Genomic DNA, 15,443 nt, shown 5'->3' with positions numbered 1-15,443 from the left:
TTGGGTAAAATAACGCTTTCAAAAAAATTATAAAGGAAAAAATATTGCCGCTTTCTAAACTAAACGAAGAGCAGCTCCGGGCGGCTACGGCCCCTTTGGGACACAATCTTGTGATTGCAAGCGCGGGAACGGGCAAAACGTCCACCATTGTCGGAAGAATCGCATATCTTTTAAAAGAAGGTATAAAACCCGAGGAAATTTTGCTTCTTACTTTTACAAACAAGGCGGCTAATGAGATGAAAGAGAGGGTTGCCGGGGTGCTTCCCGAAGCGAGGCACATCGAAGCCGGAACGTTTCATGCGGTAAGCTACAGGTGGCTTAAAAAACTCAATAAAAACATTGTTTTAAAGCAGCCGAAAGATTTAAAAATTTTATTCAAATCGGTGTATGACAAACGTGATTTTTTAAGACTTAGGGGGGAGGAAAAACCTTACGGTGCGAATTATCTTTTCGACGTTTATTCCCTGTTTTTAAATTCGAACGAAAAAGATTTCGGGGAATGGCTTGTAAAAAGGGCGCCGTTGCAAGAAGAGTACGCTTTGGTTTACGAAAGCATATTCGACGAATATGAAGAAATTAAAAGAGCCCACGGACTGGTCGATTTCAATTCACTGCTCATAAGAATGATAGAGGAGCTTAAAAACGGGATTGACGTGCCTTTTAAAGAGGTGCTGGTTGACGAATACCAGGATACGAATCCTCTTCAAAACGAACTTATTGAAAATATAAAAAGAACGTCGCTTTTTTGTGTGGGGGATTATGATCAGAGTATTTACGCGTTTAACGGGGCGGATATAAGCATTATTTCCACATTTGATAGAAGATATCCGGATGCGAACGTGTTTACCCTAACCAAAAATTACAGAAGTTACGGGGAGATACTTGAAATCGCCAATAAGGTGATTGCCAACAACCCGCGTATTTATCCTAAAAACCTTGAAGTAACGAGGGGTTTTTCCGGTGAATGGCCTAAGGTGCTTTATTATAACGACACGTTTGAAGAATACAGGGACGTGGCGAACAGAATTTTAAACTCTCCGGTGCGAAGAGACGAAATAGCGGTGCTTTTCAGGAACAATTCGAGTGCGGACGCCATTGAGGCGATGTTGAGGGAGAAGGGAATAGAGTGCAAAAGAAAAGGAGGCGTGGGTTTTTTCGATTCGAAAGAGATTAAAATCACCCTCGATTTGCTTACTTTTATGGTAAACCCTAAGGATATTATGGCTTTTATCCATATATTCGAATATGCAAAAGGAATAGGCAGCGCGATTGCGGGCGAGCTTTTTGAAGCGCTTTTAATTTTAGGGGACGGAGATGTGAAAAAGGGCTTTTTAAACCCCGACACTTCGAAAAAAATTTTTACAAAGAAAAAAACCTCTTATCAGCTCGGACTTTTTGAGGATTTCTCACAGCTTGGAAGTGTCGCCAAATTCAAACATCTGAATATAGAAGAGGGGTTTTTGTCGAATCCGGTACTTAAACATCCCAAACTGTCCGAGGAGGGAGGGGAGTTTTTATTCAATTTTTACAAACTTTTAAAAAGGGTTAACAGGCTTAAAAACCCTGTTTCCATTTATAATGAAATCATTGAAAGTAAAACGTTCGGACATATAATTTCCAATATAGCAAAAGAGAGAAGCAGGGATAAAAACGGTAAAATCGTAGAGGAGAAATATCTTCAATCCGTTGAGAAAATTGAAAACAAAGTAAAGGTTCTCGGAAATCTTTTAAAACATTACAGTGATTTGGAAAAATTTTTAAACGCTATGGTTTTGGGTGCGAATGAGATGAGCGAAGGCAGAGGGGTGAATCTTCTTACCGTCCATGCAAGCAAGGGGCTTGAATTTAAAGAGGTTTATATTGTGGATCTTATGGAAAAGAGGTTTCCTAATATCAAGCTTTCCAAACCGGCCGGAGGCATCGAGGAGGAAAGGCGTCTTTTTTATGTGGCCGTCACAAGGGCCAAAGACAGGCTTTTTTTGTGTCTTGCCAAAAACGACAGGATGAGAAATTTAACGTATGAGCCCAGCAGGTTTTTATATGAAGCCGGTTATAGAATAAAAGAATAAAATTTTAATGCGGACTTGTTTTAACGTGTTTGTAATTGTTTAAATATGTTATAATTAATAATAACCGTAACTTTAAGGCAAGCCGATATGAAAATATATCTGTTTTTAATTGTAACATTTTTTGTATTTACCGGTTGCGGGGGCGGCGGTTCCCGGACACAGACAGATGAAACCGCCGTTTCTGACAACTCTTCCAACGAGATTTATATAACGCCTTACTGTAAAAAAAAGGAACATCCGAGACTGTGGATTAGAAACGATCTTTTGAATATGCTTAAATTCCATAGGGCAAACAACACCCGCAAATGGGTTGAATTTAAGCGCATGTGCGATTCGATAACGGACGGAGATCCTTCGAATGATCCGTACGGACTTGATGAATCGGACAGGGCTAATTACGTGCCCCAGCAGTTTACGGCACCTCTTGCTTTGATGTATTATCTGACGGGGGATGAAAAATATGCGAAAAAATCCATAGAGTTAATGGAAAAAAGCAGTGACGATTTTTCCCATTACGGTGATCCGGATCATAAAGGATACGAAATGCTGGCCCTTGCCTACGACTGGCTTTACGGGTACGGCGGGTTTAACAGAGATGTCAGGGACAAATTTCATTCCCTTATGAAAAAAATAAGCGATAAGTTCTGGAACGGATACAATATAAACGCATCCGGTACTGACAGCGATTTAAATCTTTTAACGGGAGCTTTGCATTTAATGTACGGAATAGCGTTATACGGGGATTATGAAGATGCCGTAGTAATTCTGGAAAGGGGCTGGAAAGGATGGAATAACGGTTATAATTCCAAGATCAGCAACAGAGACATTATAAAAGCCGGAATAGGGGGAGTTTATTTTACCGGTATGGCCTATCTTGCTTCCACAGATATTAAAGCGATTGCCGAAAATCAGCTTTCACTGGAAACGGGGTGCGGTTATGATTTTGAAAAAAACGAAACGGATCTTAAAGCTTTTTGGGGAAATTTGATACAGGCGTTTATTTCATTGACGGATCCGAAAAAGAAAATAATTGAAGATTATGGTTCATGGCAGGATCCGAGCACACTTTCGACTCAGCCCTGGTTTTACAGAGCCTTAAGTATCGCCGAATATTTTGCCTACACGGCTGGCGATACACGAAGCGCTTACGGAAAATATTTTCGCGACAACACAAATGTGGGATATGAAAACGATCCTTTCTTGGAACTGTTTTTTAATGTGCCTGATCAGTATGAAAAGGCGGTTTCCTATGAAAATCTGCCTTCGGTGTATTTTGCAAAAAACCCTGATTTTCTGTTATACAGACAGAGCTGGGAAGAGAATTCGAGCTGGTGTGTTTTTAGAGGGGACGGCACGGTACCTCTGGATCAGCAGGGTATGGATCAGGGGCATTTTTCCATATACAGAAACGGAGAGTATCTTACAAAAGGGGCGAGGAATTACGATTCTTTAACAAACGGAGATTTTTACAACATTCTGTCAATTGAAAACGGCTGCGAGGTTAACGGCGAGTCCTGCAAGGGAACCCCCATATTCGATTCCCAAAAACCTGCGGAAATCACGAGAGTGAGGATATCTTTTAATCCGAAATTCGCCTATGTTATGATGAATGCCGACGGTCAGTGGAATGATAATCCGGATAAGACGTCCGCCAATTTGAATGTAATAAGTTACAGGAGGCATTTTTTTCATACCGGGGAATATTTTGTTGTTTTTGACAGAATAAGATTAAAAAATCCGGCAGATATCAAATACCGGATCAGATCATTGACCGAACCCGTAATCAGGCAAAATATGTTGTTGCAGAATTCTGTAAGCGGAAATTCCAGACTTCTTCACAAAACAGTCATACCTTCAAATATTACCGTGACGAAAGTTGACGAAACCGATTTATGGAAAAACCTTCCGGATTGGAAAGTCCCTCCGGAAGAGAGAAAATGGCAAAGCGTTATAGATTTCGGAGCAAGAAAAAATCTGAACATATTAAATCTAATGCAAACCGGCGGCGGTGCTTTAAACGATTTTGACACTTTGGAAGTTGTGGAAAATAATGACAGTAACGGTCTTATGATAGGAAACTGGGCTGTTATGTTTGCCGGGGACGAATTATTAAGAGATACGGTCGTATATACGTTAAATAACGCACCGGTTAATCTTAATCATCTCGTTGCGGATTTAAAAGAAGGTGAATATATTGTTAAAATTAACGGAAAAGCTGTAAAAACGGCTGTGGCGGCAAAGGACGCGACGATCTATTTCACAACGGGCACGGCTGGAAGAGTTGTTGTGGAAATTGTAAAAAAATAAGTTGAGTTTTATAATAACGCAGCGGTAAAGAATAGTGTATTTATGATACAATTCGCTCCAAAAAAAGGATTATATTGTCTCCTAATTATAAAGAAAACAATCTAAAAAACATTCTTCACGGTTTTTTTCTTGCAATTGCGATGGCGGTTGCGGAACCGAGCACCATTCTGCCGCTTATCGTACACCATTTCAGCGACAGCGTAATACTTGTGGGTGTTTTTGCCTCCCTGTTAAGGGGAGGGGCTATTGCAGTGCAGCTTTTTGCGGCTTTTTACGCCCAGGGGTATAAAAGGGTTATGCCTTATATGAGAAAAGTTTTTTTGGCAAGGTTTGTAAGCTGGTTTATGATAGGGCTTGCCATACTGCTTGTAGGGGATAAAAATCCCGCTCTTACTCTCTGGGTTTTCGGAATAGGGCTTTTTGTTTTCAGTTTTTCCGCAGGTTTCGGAAGTATTTATTTCAGTGAAATAGTGGCGAAGATTTTTAACAAAACCGAACGCGGAAAGTCAATGGCTAACAGACAGTTTTTCGCCGCAATCGCTTCCATAATCAGCGGTGGGATAGCAGGATGGGTTTTAAGCAATTTCGAACCTCCTAAGAGTTACGCGTATCTTTTTATGATAAGCTCGTTTCTTCTCGGACTCGGACTTTTCGCATTCGCCACAATAAAAGAACCGGTAAAGGAAAAGGTAAGGGTTAAAGAGGAAAGTTTTTGGAAGTTTTTAAAAAACGCTTTTGAATTTTTAAGAACAGACAAGGCGCTTCAGATACAGATACTAACTATATTTTTTAGTTATTCTTTTTTATTTGCGTTTCCTTTTGTGATTTTAAAAGCGAATCAAAGTATTCATTTAACCGGATGGCTGATAGGGGGTTTTGTTACCGTTCAGATGTTCGGGGCGCTGATAGGAAACCTTTTTTGGAAAAAATTGGCTCCTCAGTATAAAAAGATAATCATTTTTTCGTTTGTAAGCGTAATTTTGGCGTTTATAACCGCTTTTTTTGCAAACAGTGCGGTAATGTACGGATTTGTTTTTTTTCTGATAGGTTTTGCAATGGACGGCTTTAAAATAAGCGGTTTGAATTTGCTGTTTGAAATAGCTCCGGAAGATAAAAGGCCGATATATGTCGCTCTTCAGAACAATCTTACCTCAATAGGGCTGTTTTTTGCAATACCCGGGGGCTTCATACTTGAAAAATTCGGCTATAACGTATTGTATATATTTACGATTTGTATGCTTTTGACAGGTCTCTTTTTTGCAACGAGGCTTAAGGCTACCTGATGGGGGATATTGTAAATTTTATTGTAAATACTGTCGGGGAATGGGGATATGCGGGTATTTTTATTATGATGTTTCTTGAAAGCAGCTTTTTTCCTTTTCCGAGTGAAATAGTAATGGTGCCGGCCGGCTATCTCGCAAGCAGGGGGGAAATGAGTTTCGCCGCCGCTTTTTTAAGCGGTGTTTTAGGTTCTGTGGCGGGGGCATGGTTTAATTATCTTATTGCAAAGAGTGCTGGAAGGAAGGCTGTTTTGAAATTTTTAAAAAAACATCATCTTGAAAAAATTGAAAAATTTTTCGAACGGCACGGAGAAATTTCAACGTTTAACGGAAGACTGATTCCGGGGATGAGGCAGTATATTTCGTTCCCGGCCGGACTTGCGAATATGAATCCTTTAAAATTTACGCTTTTTACGGCTTTAGGGACCGGCATATGGGTTTTTGTTTTGGAGTTTACCGGTTATTTTATAGGAGAAAAAGGGTATCTCGTGCATAAATATATAAAAGAACTGACATTTTTTATACTTGTGGGTGTTTTTGTAATCACTTTGGTTTATATAAAAAGAACACGACTTTAAACCTGTAACATAAAAACTATAATTTTATCTTATATTTATTGACACCTTATAAATTTCTGTTATACTTCCGCAAAATTTAATAATAAAGGAGTTAAAATGGAAAGCAGACTTAAACACTTTCCGGCACCTCTGTTTGCAGTCGTTATGGGTCTGACCGGCCTTGCAATCGCATATCAGAAGGCTGCTCACTTTTTCGGATATCCTAAAATAATAGGAACGTCTCTCGTATATTTTGCAATTGCCGTTTTTACAGTTTTCGCAGTCACTTATTTACTAAAATGGATTAAGTATCCCGATGCGGTTAAACATGAGTTTGCCCATCCTATCAGAATTAACTTTTTCCCGGCTATTTCAATCTGTTTGTTATTGTTTTCGATTGCACTTCACAAAATTTCACCAACTGCATCAAAAATATTATGGTATATCGGTGCGCCTTTGCATCTGTTTTTCACGCTTTACGTAATAAGATACTGGATCGTAAAAAACCTTGAAATTCATCACAGCAATCCCGCATGGTTTATTCCTATCGTAGGTAACGTGCTTGTTCCGATTACGGGGGTTTATTACGGAGGGGTGGAAGTCGCCCAGTTTTATTTTTCAATCGGTATATTCTTCTGGGTGATTTTATTTACCATAGTTTTATACAGAATAATATTCCATCATCAGTTCCCTGCTAAGTTTCTTCCAACATTATTCATTTTTATAGCGCCTGCGGCGGTAGGTTTTATTTCTTACGTAAAAATTGCGGAGGGAATTGAAAAAATAACCGGCGGAGTCGTTCATATACAGTATATACTTTTTGATTTTTTCGCGCACTTTTTATATGACGTGGGATTCTTTTTTACACTGCTTGTGTTTTTTATGTTCAGACTGTTTGTAAAAGTTCCTTATGCGATTACATGGTGGGCATATACATTCCCTATGGCAGCTATGACAATAGCTTCTATACTTAATTACCATTTAAACAAAGTGGCTATCGAAAAAAGAATAATGAAAATCGATTATGTTTTCGGTATTCAAAAAGACGTAGTTTTTTACTATATAGCAAACGGACTATTATGGTTTACGACCGCACTTATCGTTTTTGTAGCGTATAAAACTGTTATTGCGGCATTAAACAGACAGGTTTGTGTTCCGGAATAATTAATAAGAAGGCATAATAAATGCCTTCTTGGTTTAAATAAAAGTGACAGACACTATTATTAATTAAAGTAAAAACAGGCGGTAAAAAGAGGGATTAATCTTCCCATCCGCCTCTGAAACCGAAACCTCTTCCGAATCCTCTGCCTCTTCCGCATCCTGCGCCTCTTCCATATCCTCTGCCAAGACCTCGTCCGAAACCTTGTCCCCTTCCAAAACCATATCCTCTGCCTCTGCCAAACCCGGCTCCTCTTGAGAATCCGTAACCTCTTGAAAATTCTCTTGCACTGTTTGTTTGCATATCACCCTCCTTAATCTCTTTTAATATTTCTTCTATATCTTTTTTATCGGTGACATAATAAGAAATACCTTCGGCTTCCAAATTTCTTGCCATTCCGTCACCGAATTCGTCGGCAACCAAAACATCAACTCCGGCTTCCGCTAGAAGAGGCGGTATAATTCTTCCCGTTCCGAAACCCCTGTTACCTTCGGGAAGATCTTTTAGGTTTATGTGTTCTTCCTGAATTTTTTCCATTACGGGATTTGTAATGTAAAATCTTTCATTTGTAATTGTATCCACGACTAAAAAACCTTTTGCCAATCCGATGTGTGGTGATAAGGTTTTTTGATTGTTTGTCGGAAATGCTATTCTCATTTTACCCTCCTTAAAAGTTTAATTTAAAATTTCTATTGATTTTCCGTTTATAAGGGCATCTGCAATTTTCGCCCTTGCATTTGAAAGTATCCTGCCGAATGTCGGACGTGACACGTTCATTTCAACGGCCGCGTTTTCCTGATACATACCTTCAAAATCGGCAAGTCTTATCGCTTCCATTTCGTCTTTTGTAAGTTCGACAACTTCGAGACTGTGTCCCGGAATACCGCACGGTTTAAAGCATAAATGATTGAATTTTCCCCTGATTCTGCGTCTTACACGTCTTGGCATTAGTAACTCCTTGAACATATGTTCAATGTTATTATACAACTTTTTTGAACATATGTCAATAAAAAGAAGTACCGAGAGTTAAAGGAATTTTTCTATATGCATTTCGTCGGTGAGTCTGTATTTGATATTGTATATTTCAAGATTGTCCAGCATTCCTTCACCGAGTTTCCTTGCTATTAAAAGAGTAACGCCGTAATCTTTTAATAGCGGAGGAATGATTTCCCCCGTGTGAAGGGCGTTTTCCCCGCAATCCCTTTTTTTTATGTTTTTTTCCTTAACAGTTTCAAACATAGGGTTTTTTATTAATTGTTTTTCTCTCGTTTCGGTGTCGTATATTAAAAAGTATTTGCAAAACGGAATGTATTCACAGATAGTTTTTTCGTTTGAAGTAGGGAATGCCGTTTTCATTACAGTCCTTTTAATTCTTTTTTTAAGTTTTCACAGACAATTGTAGCACGATTTTGCAGAAAAATATCCGAAACGGAATCGGTATAATTGGATTTTTCAATATTAATCTCTATGATTTTAGCCCCGCTTTGTTTTGCAATAAATGGTATACGGCTTGCAGGCTGTATTTCCCCGGTTGTGCCTATTACTATCATCAGATCGCATTCCTGGGCGAGTTCGAGAGATTTTTCAAGGGCTTTTTGGGGAATCTGTTCTTTGAAAAATACGAAGTCCGGTTTTAAAAGACCCCAGCATTTAGGACACACCGGAGGTAAATCGTTTAAATTTATCTCCTCTTTGTCATATTTTTTAAAACAGTTCATACATACGAGTTTTTTTGCGGTTCCGTGAAACTCGATGACATTTTTGCTTCCGGCTTCCTGGTGTAGATTGTCGATGTTTTGTGTTATTACGGCATTAAGAAGGTTTGCTTGTTCAAGTTCGGCTAAAAAATAGTGTGCGCTGTTAGGTTTGACGTTTTGCATATAATCATAAAAAATTTCTTTTATTTTTTCCCACGAGCTTTTCGGGTTTTTTAAAAAATAATCGATATCCAGAATTTCCGGATCGTATCTGCTCCAAAGACCCTCAGGCCCCCGGAAAGTGGGAATACCGCTTTCCACCGATATTCCGGCGCCCGTAAACGCGACCGTTTTTTTAGAGTTTTTTATTAACAGTGCGGCTTTGTTGTATGTAGCGTTCATAAATACCCTTTTATACTTGTTTGAAATAATTTTAACATATTTTAATTTCATATATAGAAGATTTTGAAAGCGGGTATGTTAAACCGCTGTGGTGTGAACATTAAAACCTGAGTCGAATTATAAAGAGGCGTCCGGTTTTTTTACCGTTTTATAGCTGTAAAAGAAAAGAGAAAAAGGGTTGTTTATTTTTTTGATGCAATATCTTTTACCGCATCGTATGCATGATTCATCGCAAGGGCAATGCTTCCGCTGCTTACCGCAACGTCTCCTATTACATAAAGTCCTGGAATGTTTGTTTCAAATGTTTCCGGATTATAAACCGGTTCTTTCCATTCGTTAAGTTCTATTCCCGCATTTTTAAGAAAATCTACAGGAGTGGTTCCGCCGAGCGCATATATGACTCTGTCGTATATTTCGCTTGTACCGTCTTTAAAGTTTACTTTTACTTTAGGCGGTGTTACTCCATCTTCTTCATAAGGTTCGACATTTTCAATATCCAACCCTAATTTTAATTTAAGTTTTCCTTCATCTGCATAATCTAAAACAATTTTTTTATTAATATTGTTCATTTTAGATATTTCACTTCTTCTGTAGTTTAATGTAACGTCACAGTTAATATGCATATCTACTAACCCGTATGCGTATTCTCCGGCGGTGTCTCCTCCGCCAACTATTAATACTTTTTCTCCGGGTTGTACTTTGTCAAGATTAAAATTAAGTCTCGGCCTTATTTTAGGAGGGAATTTATATGCGGGTTTATTCGGTTTGCCCATTCTTCCTATTGCAATTATAACTTTTTTTGCCAATACGGCACCGAGTTCATGATCACTCGCTATTGCAAAAACCCCCTGGCATACAGGTTTTACGGCATAAATATGGTGATTGTAATGGATGTGATCTTTTAATCCGTATTTTTCAATATAATTATCCATTTGTTGCAGGTAACTTTCTTTTGTTCCTTCATCAAAAGTTACGTTTCCTTTAAATTCGAATTTTTTACCCTGCCAGTCTTTGTCCACTCTTTTTCCGTGTTTGTAAAATTTTCTAATCACATCATTATGATTGTCGGCTTTTTCTAAAATAAGTACTTTGTTAAGTTCGGCTATTTTTGCTTCAACCGCTGCTGCGATTCCTCCCGGACCGGCTCCGATTATAACTAAATCCTGTAATTTATCACAAGGCATTATTTCTCCTTTTTTATTTGTATTATAACGCAGCGGAAGTTATATGTTCGTCTTTTGTTACATATTGTCTTTATTCATACGCGTATACGTGTAAAAAAGTAACACTTGAAAAAAAAGATGTTTCGGGAGATATTATAAATGAATATTTATTCACGGTAAATCCGATATTTTTGTCATTGTTTATTTAATTTGGTAAAATAATATATAAAAAAGGAAAATTATGGTTGAAGTGTTACAAAAAGTAAAAGAAGCCTCAAGGACGGTTGCGGCTTTGAACGGCGGCATAAAGAGAAAAGTTTTAAGGGAAATGGCCATATCCCTCATTGACAACAGTTCTTATATAATAAGTGAAAATAAAAAAGATATGTATTTCGCTAAAGAAAAAAATCTTTCCGAAGCCCTGATTGACAGGCTTTACCTCGACGAAAAAAGAGTTATGGCAATGGCAGGCGCCTTAAAAACCATAGAAAAATTAAACGATCCGGTGGGAAAGGTTATAGAAGGATGGATGCTTGACAACGGGCTTAGGATTGAAAAGGTAAAAATACCGATAGGGGTTATAGGAATAATATATGAAAGCAGGCCCAATGTTACAAGCGACGCCGCGGGGCTTTGTTTTATGAGCGGAAACGCGTGTATATTAAAAGGCGGAAAGGAGGCTATGCATTCGAATATAGCCATTGTAAATCTTTTACAGGAAGTATTGGAAAAAAACGGGCTGCCCAAAGAAGCGGTCTCCTTACTGCCCGATTATTCAAGGGAGGGCGTGTCTAAACTTATACAGGAAGATAAATATGTGGATTTGATAATACCCAGAGGCGGTGAAAAACTTATAAAATTCGTAAGCGAAAATTCGAAAGTTCCGGTGGTTAAACATGATAAAGGGCTTTGTCACATATACGTTCACAAAGACGCGGACAAGCAAGAGGCGCTCAAAATTTCGCTTAATGCAAAAATTCAGCGCCCCGGAGTGTGTAATGCGGTTGAAACGCTTCTTGTGGACGATGAAATAGCCGAAGAGTTTTTGCCTCTGTTAAAAGATGAAATGGAAAAGGAGGGCGTGGAGCTTAGGGGCTGTGAAAAAACGCTTAAAATAATAAAGATAAAAGAGGCTAAGGAAGATGACTGGAACACCGAATATTTGGATAAAATTTTATCGGTTAAAGTGGTTTCGAACGTAAACGAGGCAATAGAGCATATTCAAAAATACGGTTCGGGGCACAGTGACTCTATTATCACCGATAATTATAAAACGGCGGAAAAATTTTTAAATATGGTCGACAGCGCCTGCGTATACGTTAACGCCTCGACGAGGTTTACGGACGGGGGGGAATTCGGATTCGGAGCCGAAGTCGGAATTTCCACTAATAAGCTTCATGCGAGGGGACCTATGGGAATAGACGATTTAACCACATATAAGTATAAAATATACGGAAACGGTCAAATCAGGGAATAAACGGTGAAAACCGGAAAATAAACGAATGTAAGGAGAGCGAGTGATAGCTATAGATTTAGGCAGCAATACGTTAAGGGCGGTAAAATTCGACTGTGCTACAAATACCAAGATAGACGAGTTCGAAAGAATAGTAAAAACTGCGGACAAACTCATAAAAACGGACGGTATTACGGATGAGGCGCTCAAAAGGGTGATAAACGCCCTCAACGATATGAAAAACAGGTTTAACATAACGGAAAATGAAAAAATAAAAGCCGTTGCTACGGAAGCGCTGAGGGCAGCTGAAAACAGGGATTTGGTTATTGAAACGATCAAAAAACAAACCGGTATCGGATTTGAAATCATAACGCCCGCCGAAGAAGCCGAATATACGGCAATAGCCGTCGAACACTGTCTAAAAAAGTGCGGATTCGGGGATTTTAGCCATTTTCTGCTGGTCGATATAGGAGGGGGAAGTACGGAAGTTACGATCAAAAACAAAGAGAACATATTAAGCGAAAGCTTTAAGCTCGGTATTGTAACGCTTACGCAAAGACACAAAACTCCCGAAGCCATTAAAACGGCCGTAAAAAAAAGAGGGAAAGAGATTAAAAACTTTCTTGATTTTGCTTTTAACACATTAAGAAAACCTAAACGTTTCGTTGCAAGCAGCGGCACGCCCACCACGATAGCCGCGTTGAAACTCGGAATGGACTATTCGACATACGACGGAGAAAAAGTAAACGGGACGATAGTAACCGTTGAGGATTTGGATTACTGGGCGGAAAAACTTATGAAAATGGAAATGAAAAAAAGAGAGTCGTTAGTCGGTGTGGGAAGAGGCGATTTGATAATAAGCGGGATTTATATTTTTAAAGAAATATTCAAACTTGCAAAGTACAAAGAGTGTATAGTATGCGATGACGGACTGAGAGAAGGTGTGGCCATAAGCGAATGTGAAAATTTAACGTAAAAATAAATTTTTTAAATTTGCTATAATTCCGACAAAAAGGTTTTTTATGAAATTGACCGGTGCTCAAATTGTAATTGAAAGTCTGATTAAAGAAAATGTGGAAGTTGTTTTCGGATATCCGGGCGGTGCGATTATGAATGTTTACGATGAAATTTACAAACAGAAATATTTCAAACACGTTTTGGCTAAGCATGAACAGGGGGCGGTTCATATGGCTGACGGTTATGCAAGGGCGAGCGGTAAGGTCGGAGTGGCAATGGTTACGAGCGGCCCCGGACTTACAAACGCACTTACGGGCATCGCCACCGCTTATACCGATTCGATTCCGTTGGTCGTAATCTCCGGACAGGTTCCCACAACGGCGATAGGAACAGACGCTTTTCAGGAAGTTGATGCCGTGGGTGTCACAAGGCCCATAACGAAACATAATTTTCTTGTAAAAGACGTAAAAGATCTGCCTTTTATTATGAAAGAGGCTTTTTATCTTGCAAAAAGCGGGAGACCCGGACCGGTTCATATAGATATTCCCAAAGACGTAACCATTGATAAGGCTAAATTCGAATATCCCGAAACTATAGAGCTGATTACGTATAAGCCTACGTACAAAGGTAACAAAAGGGCCATAAAAAGAGCGGTTGACGCTATAAAAAGAGCAAAAAGACCCGTTTTTTATGTAGGCGGAGGGGCCGTATTAAGCGGTGCTTACGAACTTGTAAGGGAAGCGGTTAAATTAACCCGCATACCTGTCGTGGAAACTTTGATGGCAAGAGGTGTTATGAGATACGACTGCCCTTATCTTTTCGGAATGGTTGGGATGCACGGTACCTATGCGGCGAATATGGCCATGAACGACGCCGATTTGATTATTTCCCTCGGTGCCAGGTTCGATGACAGGGTTACCGGTAAACTTGACGAATTCGCAAAACGCGCGGACATTGTTCATATAGACATAGATCCGAGCCAGATAGGAAAAGTGGTGCCTACGAAATATCCCATTGTGGGTGATTTGAAAAACGTCCTTGAAGATATGCTGCCGTTGCTTATTGAAGAGATAGAACCTGAAAAATATGAGGAATGGAGAGCCGTATTAGACAGATACAGGGAACTTTACCCTTTGAAATATAACGACGACGATAGCGTTATAAAACCCCAGTGGGTTATAAAAAAAACGGGGGAAATGGTGCCGGAAGACGCCGTTATTTCTACGGATGTGGGACAGCATCAGATGTGGACGGCGCAGTTTTATCCGTTTACGTATCCCAGACAGCTTCTGACAAGCGGTGGTCTCGGAACGATGGGGTTCGGTTTTCCGGCGGCTTTGGGTGCTAAAGAAGCCGTAAAAGATAAAACGGTTATAAATTTTACCGGCGACGGAAGCATTATGATGAATATACAGGAAATACTTACCGGTTACAGATATAATCTTCCGGTTATCAACATTATTCTGAATAATAATTATCTCGGAATGGTGAGACAGTGGCAGACGATGTTTTATGAGGACAGACTAAGCGAAACGGATCTCAGCGACGTGCAGCCCGATTTCGTCAAACTTGCGGAAAGCATGGGAGGAATCGGTTACAGGGTGCACACCAAAAAAGAGTTTGAAGACGCTTTAAACAAAGCGCTCGATGCCAAAAAAGTCACTTTTATAGATGTACAGATTGACAGAAGGGAAGACGTCCTTCCTATGGTTCCGCCGAATTCGCCGCTGAAAAATATGCTTATATTTAAGGAAGACAAATGAAAAGAATAATATCCGTAATAGTGGAAAACGAACACGGGGTTCTGGCCAGAATAGTCAATATGTTCGCCGGAAGGGGGTATAATATAATATCCCTGACCGTCGCTCCGATTCCGAACAGTGAATTTTCAAGGATGACTATCGTCAGTGAGGGTGATCCGAAGGTTTTCGAACAGATTGTAAAACAGCTTCACAAACTTATACCGGTTTACAAGGTTATAGAAAGCGAGGATTTTATAGAAAAAGAGATGGCGATGGTCAAATTTCCTATTGAAAACCATTTAGCCGACATAGACGCCCTCGCAAGGTGCTATAACGGAAGCATAAGCAACGTAGGGGAAAAACACGTAATTGTAAGCGTAGTGGACAGACCCGTGAGAATCGATAACTTTTTAAAAGCCATAAAAAAATACAAACCTCTTGAAATAGTCAGAAGCGGGGCGAGCGTTATCGAAAGATAACGTTTTGCTTTTTGTTGTTGATATTGGTGTCTGGCGCTTATAATATCAAAGTTAATTTATTCGCAGCCTTTAAATGGGAAAAGAGGGGGAAAAATAAGGAAGAGATGAGGAAGAGAGAGGGAAAAGATGAGGTATAAATGTATTGGAATTGGTATAAGTTAAATATCCGATAATTTAT

The 15,443-nt window shown here is 39.3% G+C and carries 14 protein-coding genes; 9 read left to right on the top strand and 5 right to left on the bottom strand.

Features of this window, described 5'->3' with window-relative positions; genetic code table 11:
- The first annotated feature begins 44 nt into the window (after positions 1-44).
- The 5 genes from ACXJIE_RS07025 (at position 45) to ACXJIE_RS07005 (ending at position 7,377) form a co-directional block, all read left to right on the top strand.
- Positions 45-2,069 carry an ATP-dependent helicase gene (locus ACXJIE_RS07025; protein WP_456480257.1) on the top strand — a complete coding sequence of 675 codons (2,025 nt, stop codon included), beginning with the start codon at positions 45-47 and terminating at the stop codon, positions 2,067-2,069.
- An 87-nt stretch (positions 2,070-2,156) separates the two neighbouring features.
- Positions 2,157-4,376, top strand: a complete 2,220-nt coding sequence (locus tag ACXJIE_RS07020) for a hypothetical protein (protein ID WP_456480256.1) — start codon at positions 2,157-2,159, stop codon at positions 4,374-4,376.
- 74 nt (positions 4,377-4,450) lie between these two features.
- On the top strand, positions 4,451-5,659 hold the full coding sequence (locus tag ACXJIE_RS07015; protein ID WP_456480255.1) for an MFS transporter: 1,209 nt from the start codon (positions 4,451-4,453) through the stop codon (positions 5,657-5,659).
- The gene (locus ACXJIE_RS07010; protein ID WP_456480254.1) at positions 5,659-6,234 is read left to right on the top strand and encodes a DedA family protein; all 576 of its coding nucleotides are present in this window, start codon (positions 5,659-5,661) and stop codon (positions 6,232-6,234) included. Before ACXJIE_RS07015 ends, ACXJIE_RS07010 begins: the two co-directional genes overlap by 1 nt.
- A 96-nt stretch (positions 6,235-6,330) precedes the next feature.
- A complete protein-coding gene (locus ACXJIE_RS07005) occupies positions 6,331-7,377 on the top strand; it encodes an SLAC1 anion channel family protein (RefSeq protein WP_456480253.1) in 1,047 nt (348 codons plus the stop codon).
- Between the two features lie 94 nt (positions 7,378-7,471).
- Here ACXJIE_RS07005 and ACXJIE_RS07000 read toward each other — a convergent pair whose 3' ends face one another.
- From ACXJIE_RS07000 to ACXJIE_RS06980, 5 genes are all read right to left on the bottom strand, one after another.
- Positions 7,472-8,029, bottom strand: a complete 558-nt coding sequence (locus ACXJIE_RS07000) for a NifB/NifX family molybdenum-iron cluster-binding protein (protein ID WP_456480252.1) — start codon at positions 8,027-8,029, stop codon at positions 7,472-7,474.
- A gap of 18 nt (positions 8,030-8,047) precedes the next feature.
- The gene (locus tag ACXJIE_RS06995) at positions 8,048-8,320 is read right to left on the bottom strand and encodes a DUF134 domain-containing protein (protein ID WP_456480251.1); all 273 of its coding nucleotides are present in this window, start codon (positions 8,318-8,320) and stop codon (positions 8,048-8,050) included.
- A 78-nt stretch (positions 8,321-8,398) separates the two neighbouring features.
- Positions 8,399-8,728, bottom strand: a complete 330-nt coding sequence (locus tag ACXJIE_RS06990) for a NifB/NifX family molybdenum-iron cluster-binding protein (protein WP_456480250.1) — start codon at positions 8,726-8,728, stop codon at positions 8,399-8,401.
- A complete protein-coding gene (locus ACXJIE_RS06985) occupies positions 8,728-9,471 on the bottom strand; it encodes an NAD-dependent protein deacylase (RefSeq protein ID WP_456480249.1) in 744 nt (247 codons plus the stop codon). The genes ACXJIE_RS06990 and ACXJIE_RS06985 overlap by 1 nt, the downstream gene beginning before the upstream one ends.
- A 182-nt stretch (positions 9,472-9,653) precedes the next feature.
- A complete protein-coding gene (locus ACXJIE_RS06980; RefSeq protein WP_456480248.1) occupies positions 9,654-10,655 on the bottom strand; it encodes an NAD(P)-binding domain-containing protein in 1,002 nt (333 codons plus the stop codon).
- A gap of 220 nt (positions 10,656-10,875) precedes the next feature.
- Between ACXJIE_RS06980 and ACXJIE_RS06975 the strand changes: the two genes are divergently transcribed.
- From ACXJIE_RS06975 to ilvN, 4 genes are read left to right on the top strand one after another with little or no spacing between them, the layout of a single operon-like run.
- Positions 10,876-12,111, top strand: coding sequence for a glutamate-5-semialdehyde dehydrogenase (locus tag ACXJIE_RS06975; protein ID WP_456480247.1), 1,236 nt, complete (start codon positions 10,876-10,878; stop codon positions 12,109-12,111).
- A 40-nt stretch (positions 12,112-12,151) separates the two neighbouring features.
- Positions 12,152-13,063 carry a Ppx/GppA phosphatase family protein gene (locus tag ACXJIE_RS06970; protein WP_456480246.1) on the top strand — a complete coding sequence of 304 codons (912 nt, stop codon included), beginning with the start codon at positions 12,152-12,154 and terminating at the stop codon, positions 13,061-13,063.
- 46 nt (positions 13,064-13,109) lie between these two features.
- Entirely contained in the window at positions 13,110-14,807 is a 1,698-nt protein-coding gene (locus ACXJIE_RS06965; RefSeq protein ID WP_456480245.1) for an acetolactate synthase large subunit, read from the top strand.
- The gene (gene ilvN, locus ACXJIE_RS06960) at positions 14,804-15,265 is read left to right on the top strand and encodes an acetolactate synthase small subunit (RefSeq protein ID WP_456480244.1); all 462 of its coding nucleotides are present in this window, start codon (positions 14,804-14,806) and stop codon (positions 15,263-15,265) included. The genes ACXJIE_RS06965 and ilvN overlap by 4 nt, the downstream gene beginning before the upstream one ends.
- Positions 15,266-15,443: the final 178 nt, after the last annotated feature.

The sequence above is a fragment of the Nautilia sp. genome, assembly GCF_053994455.1.
The sequence above is the reverse complement of the archived record's forward strand: the minus strand, read 5'-3'. Positions and strand labels throughout refer to the sequence as shown.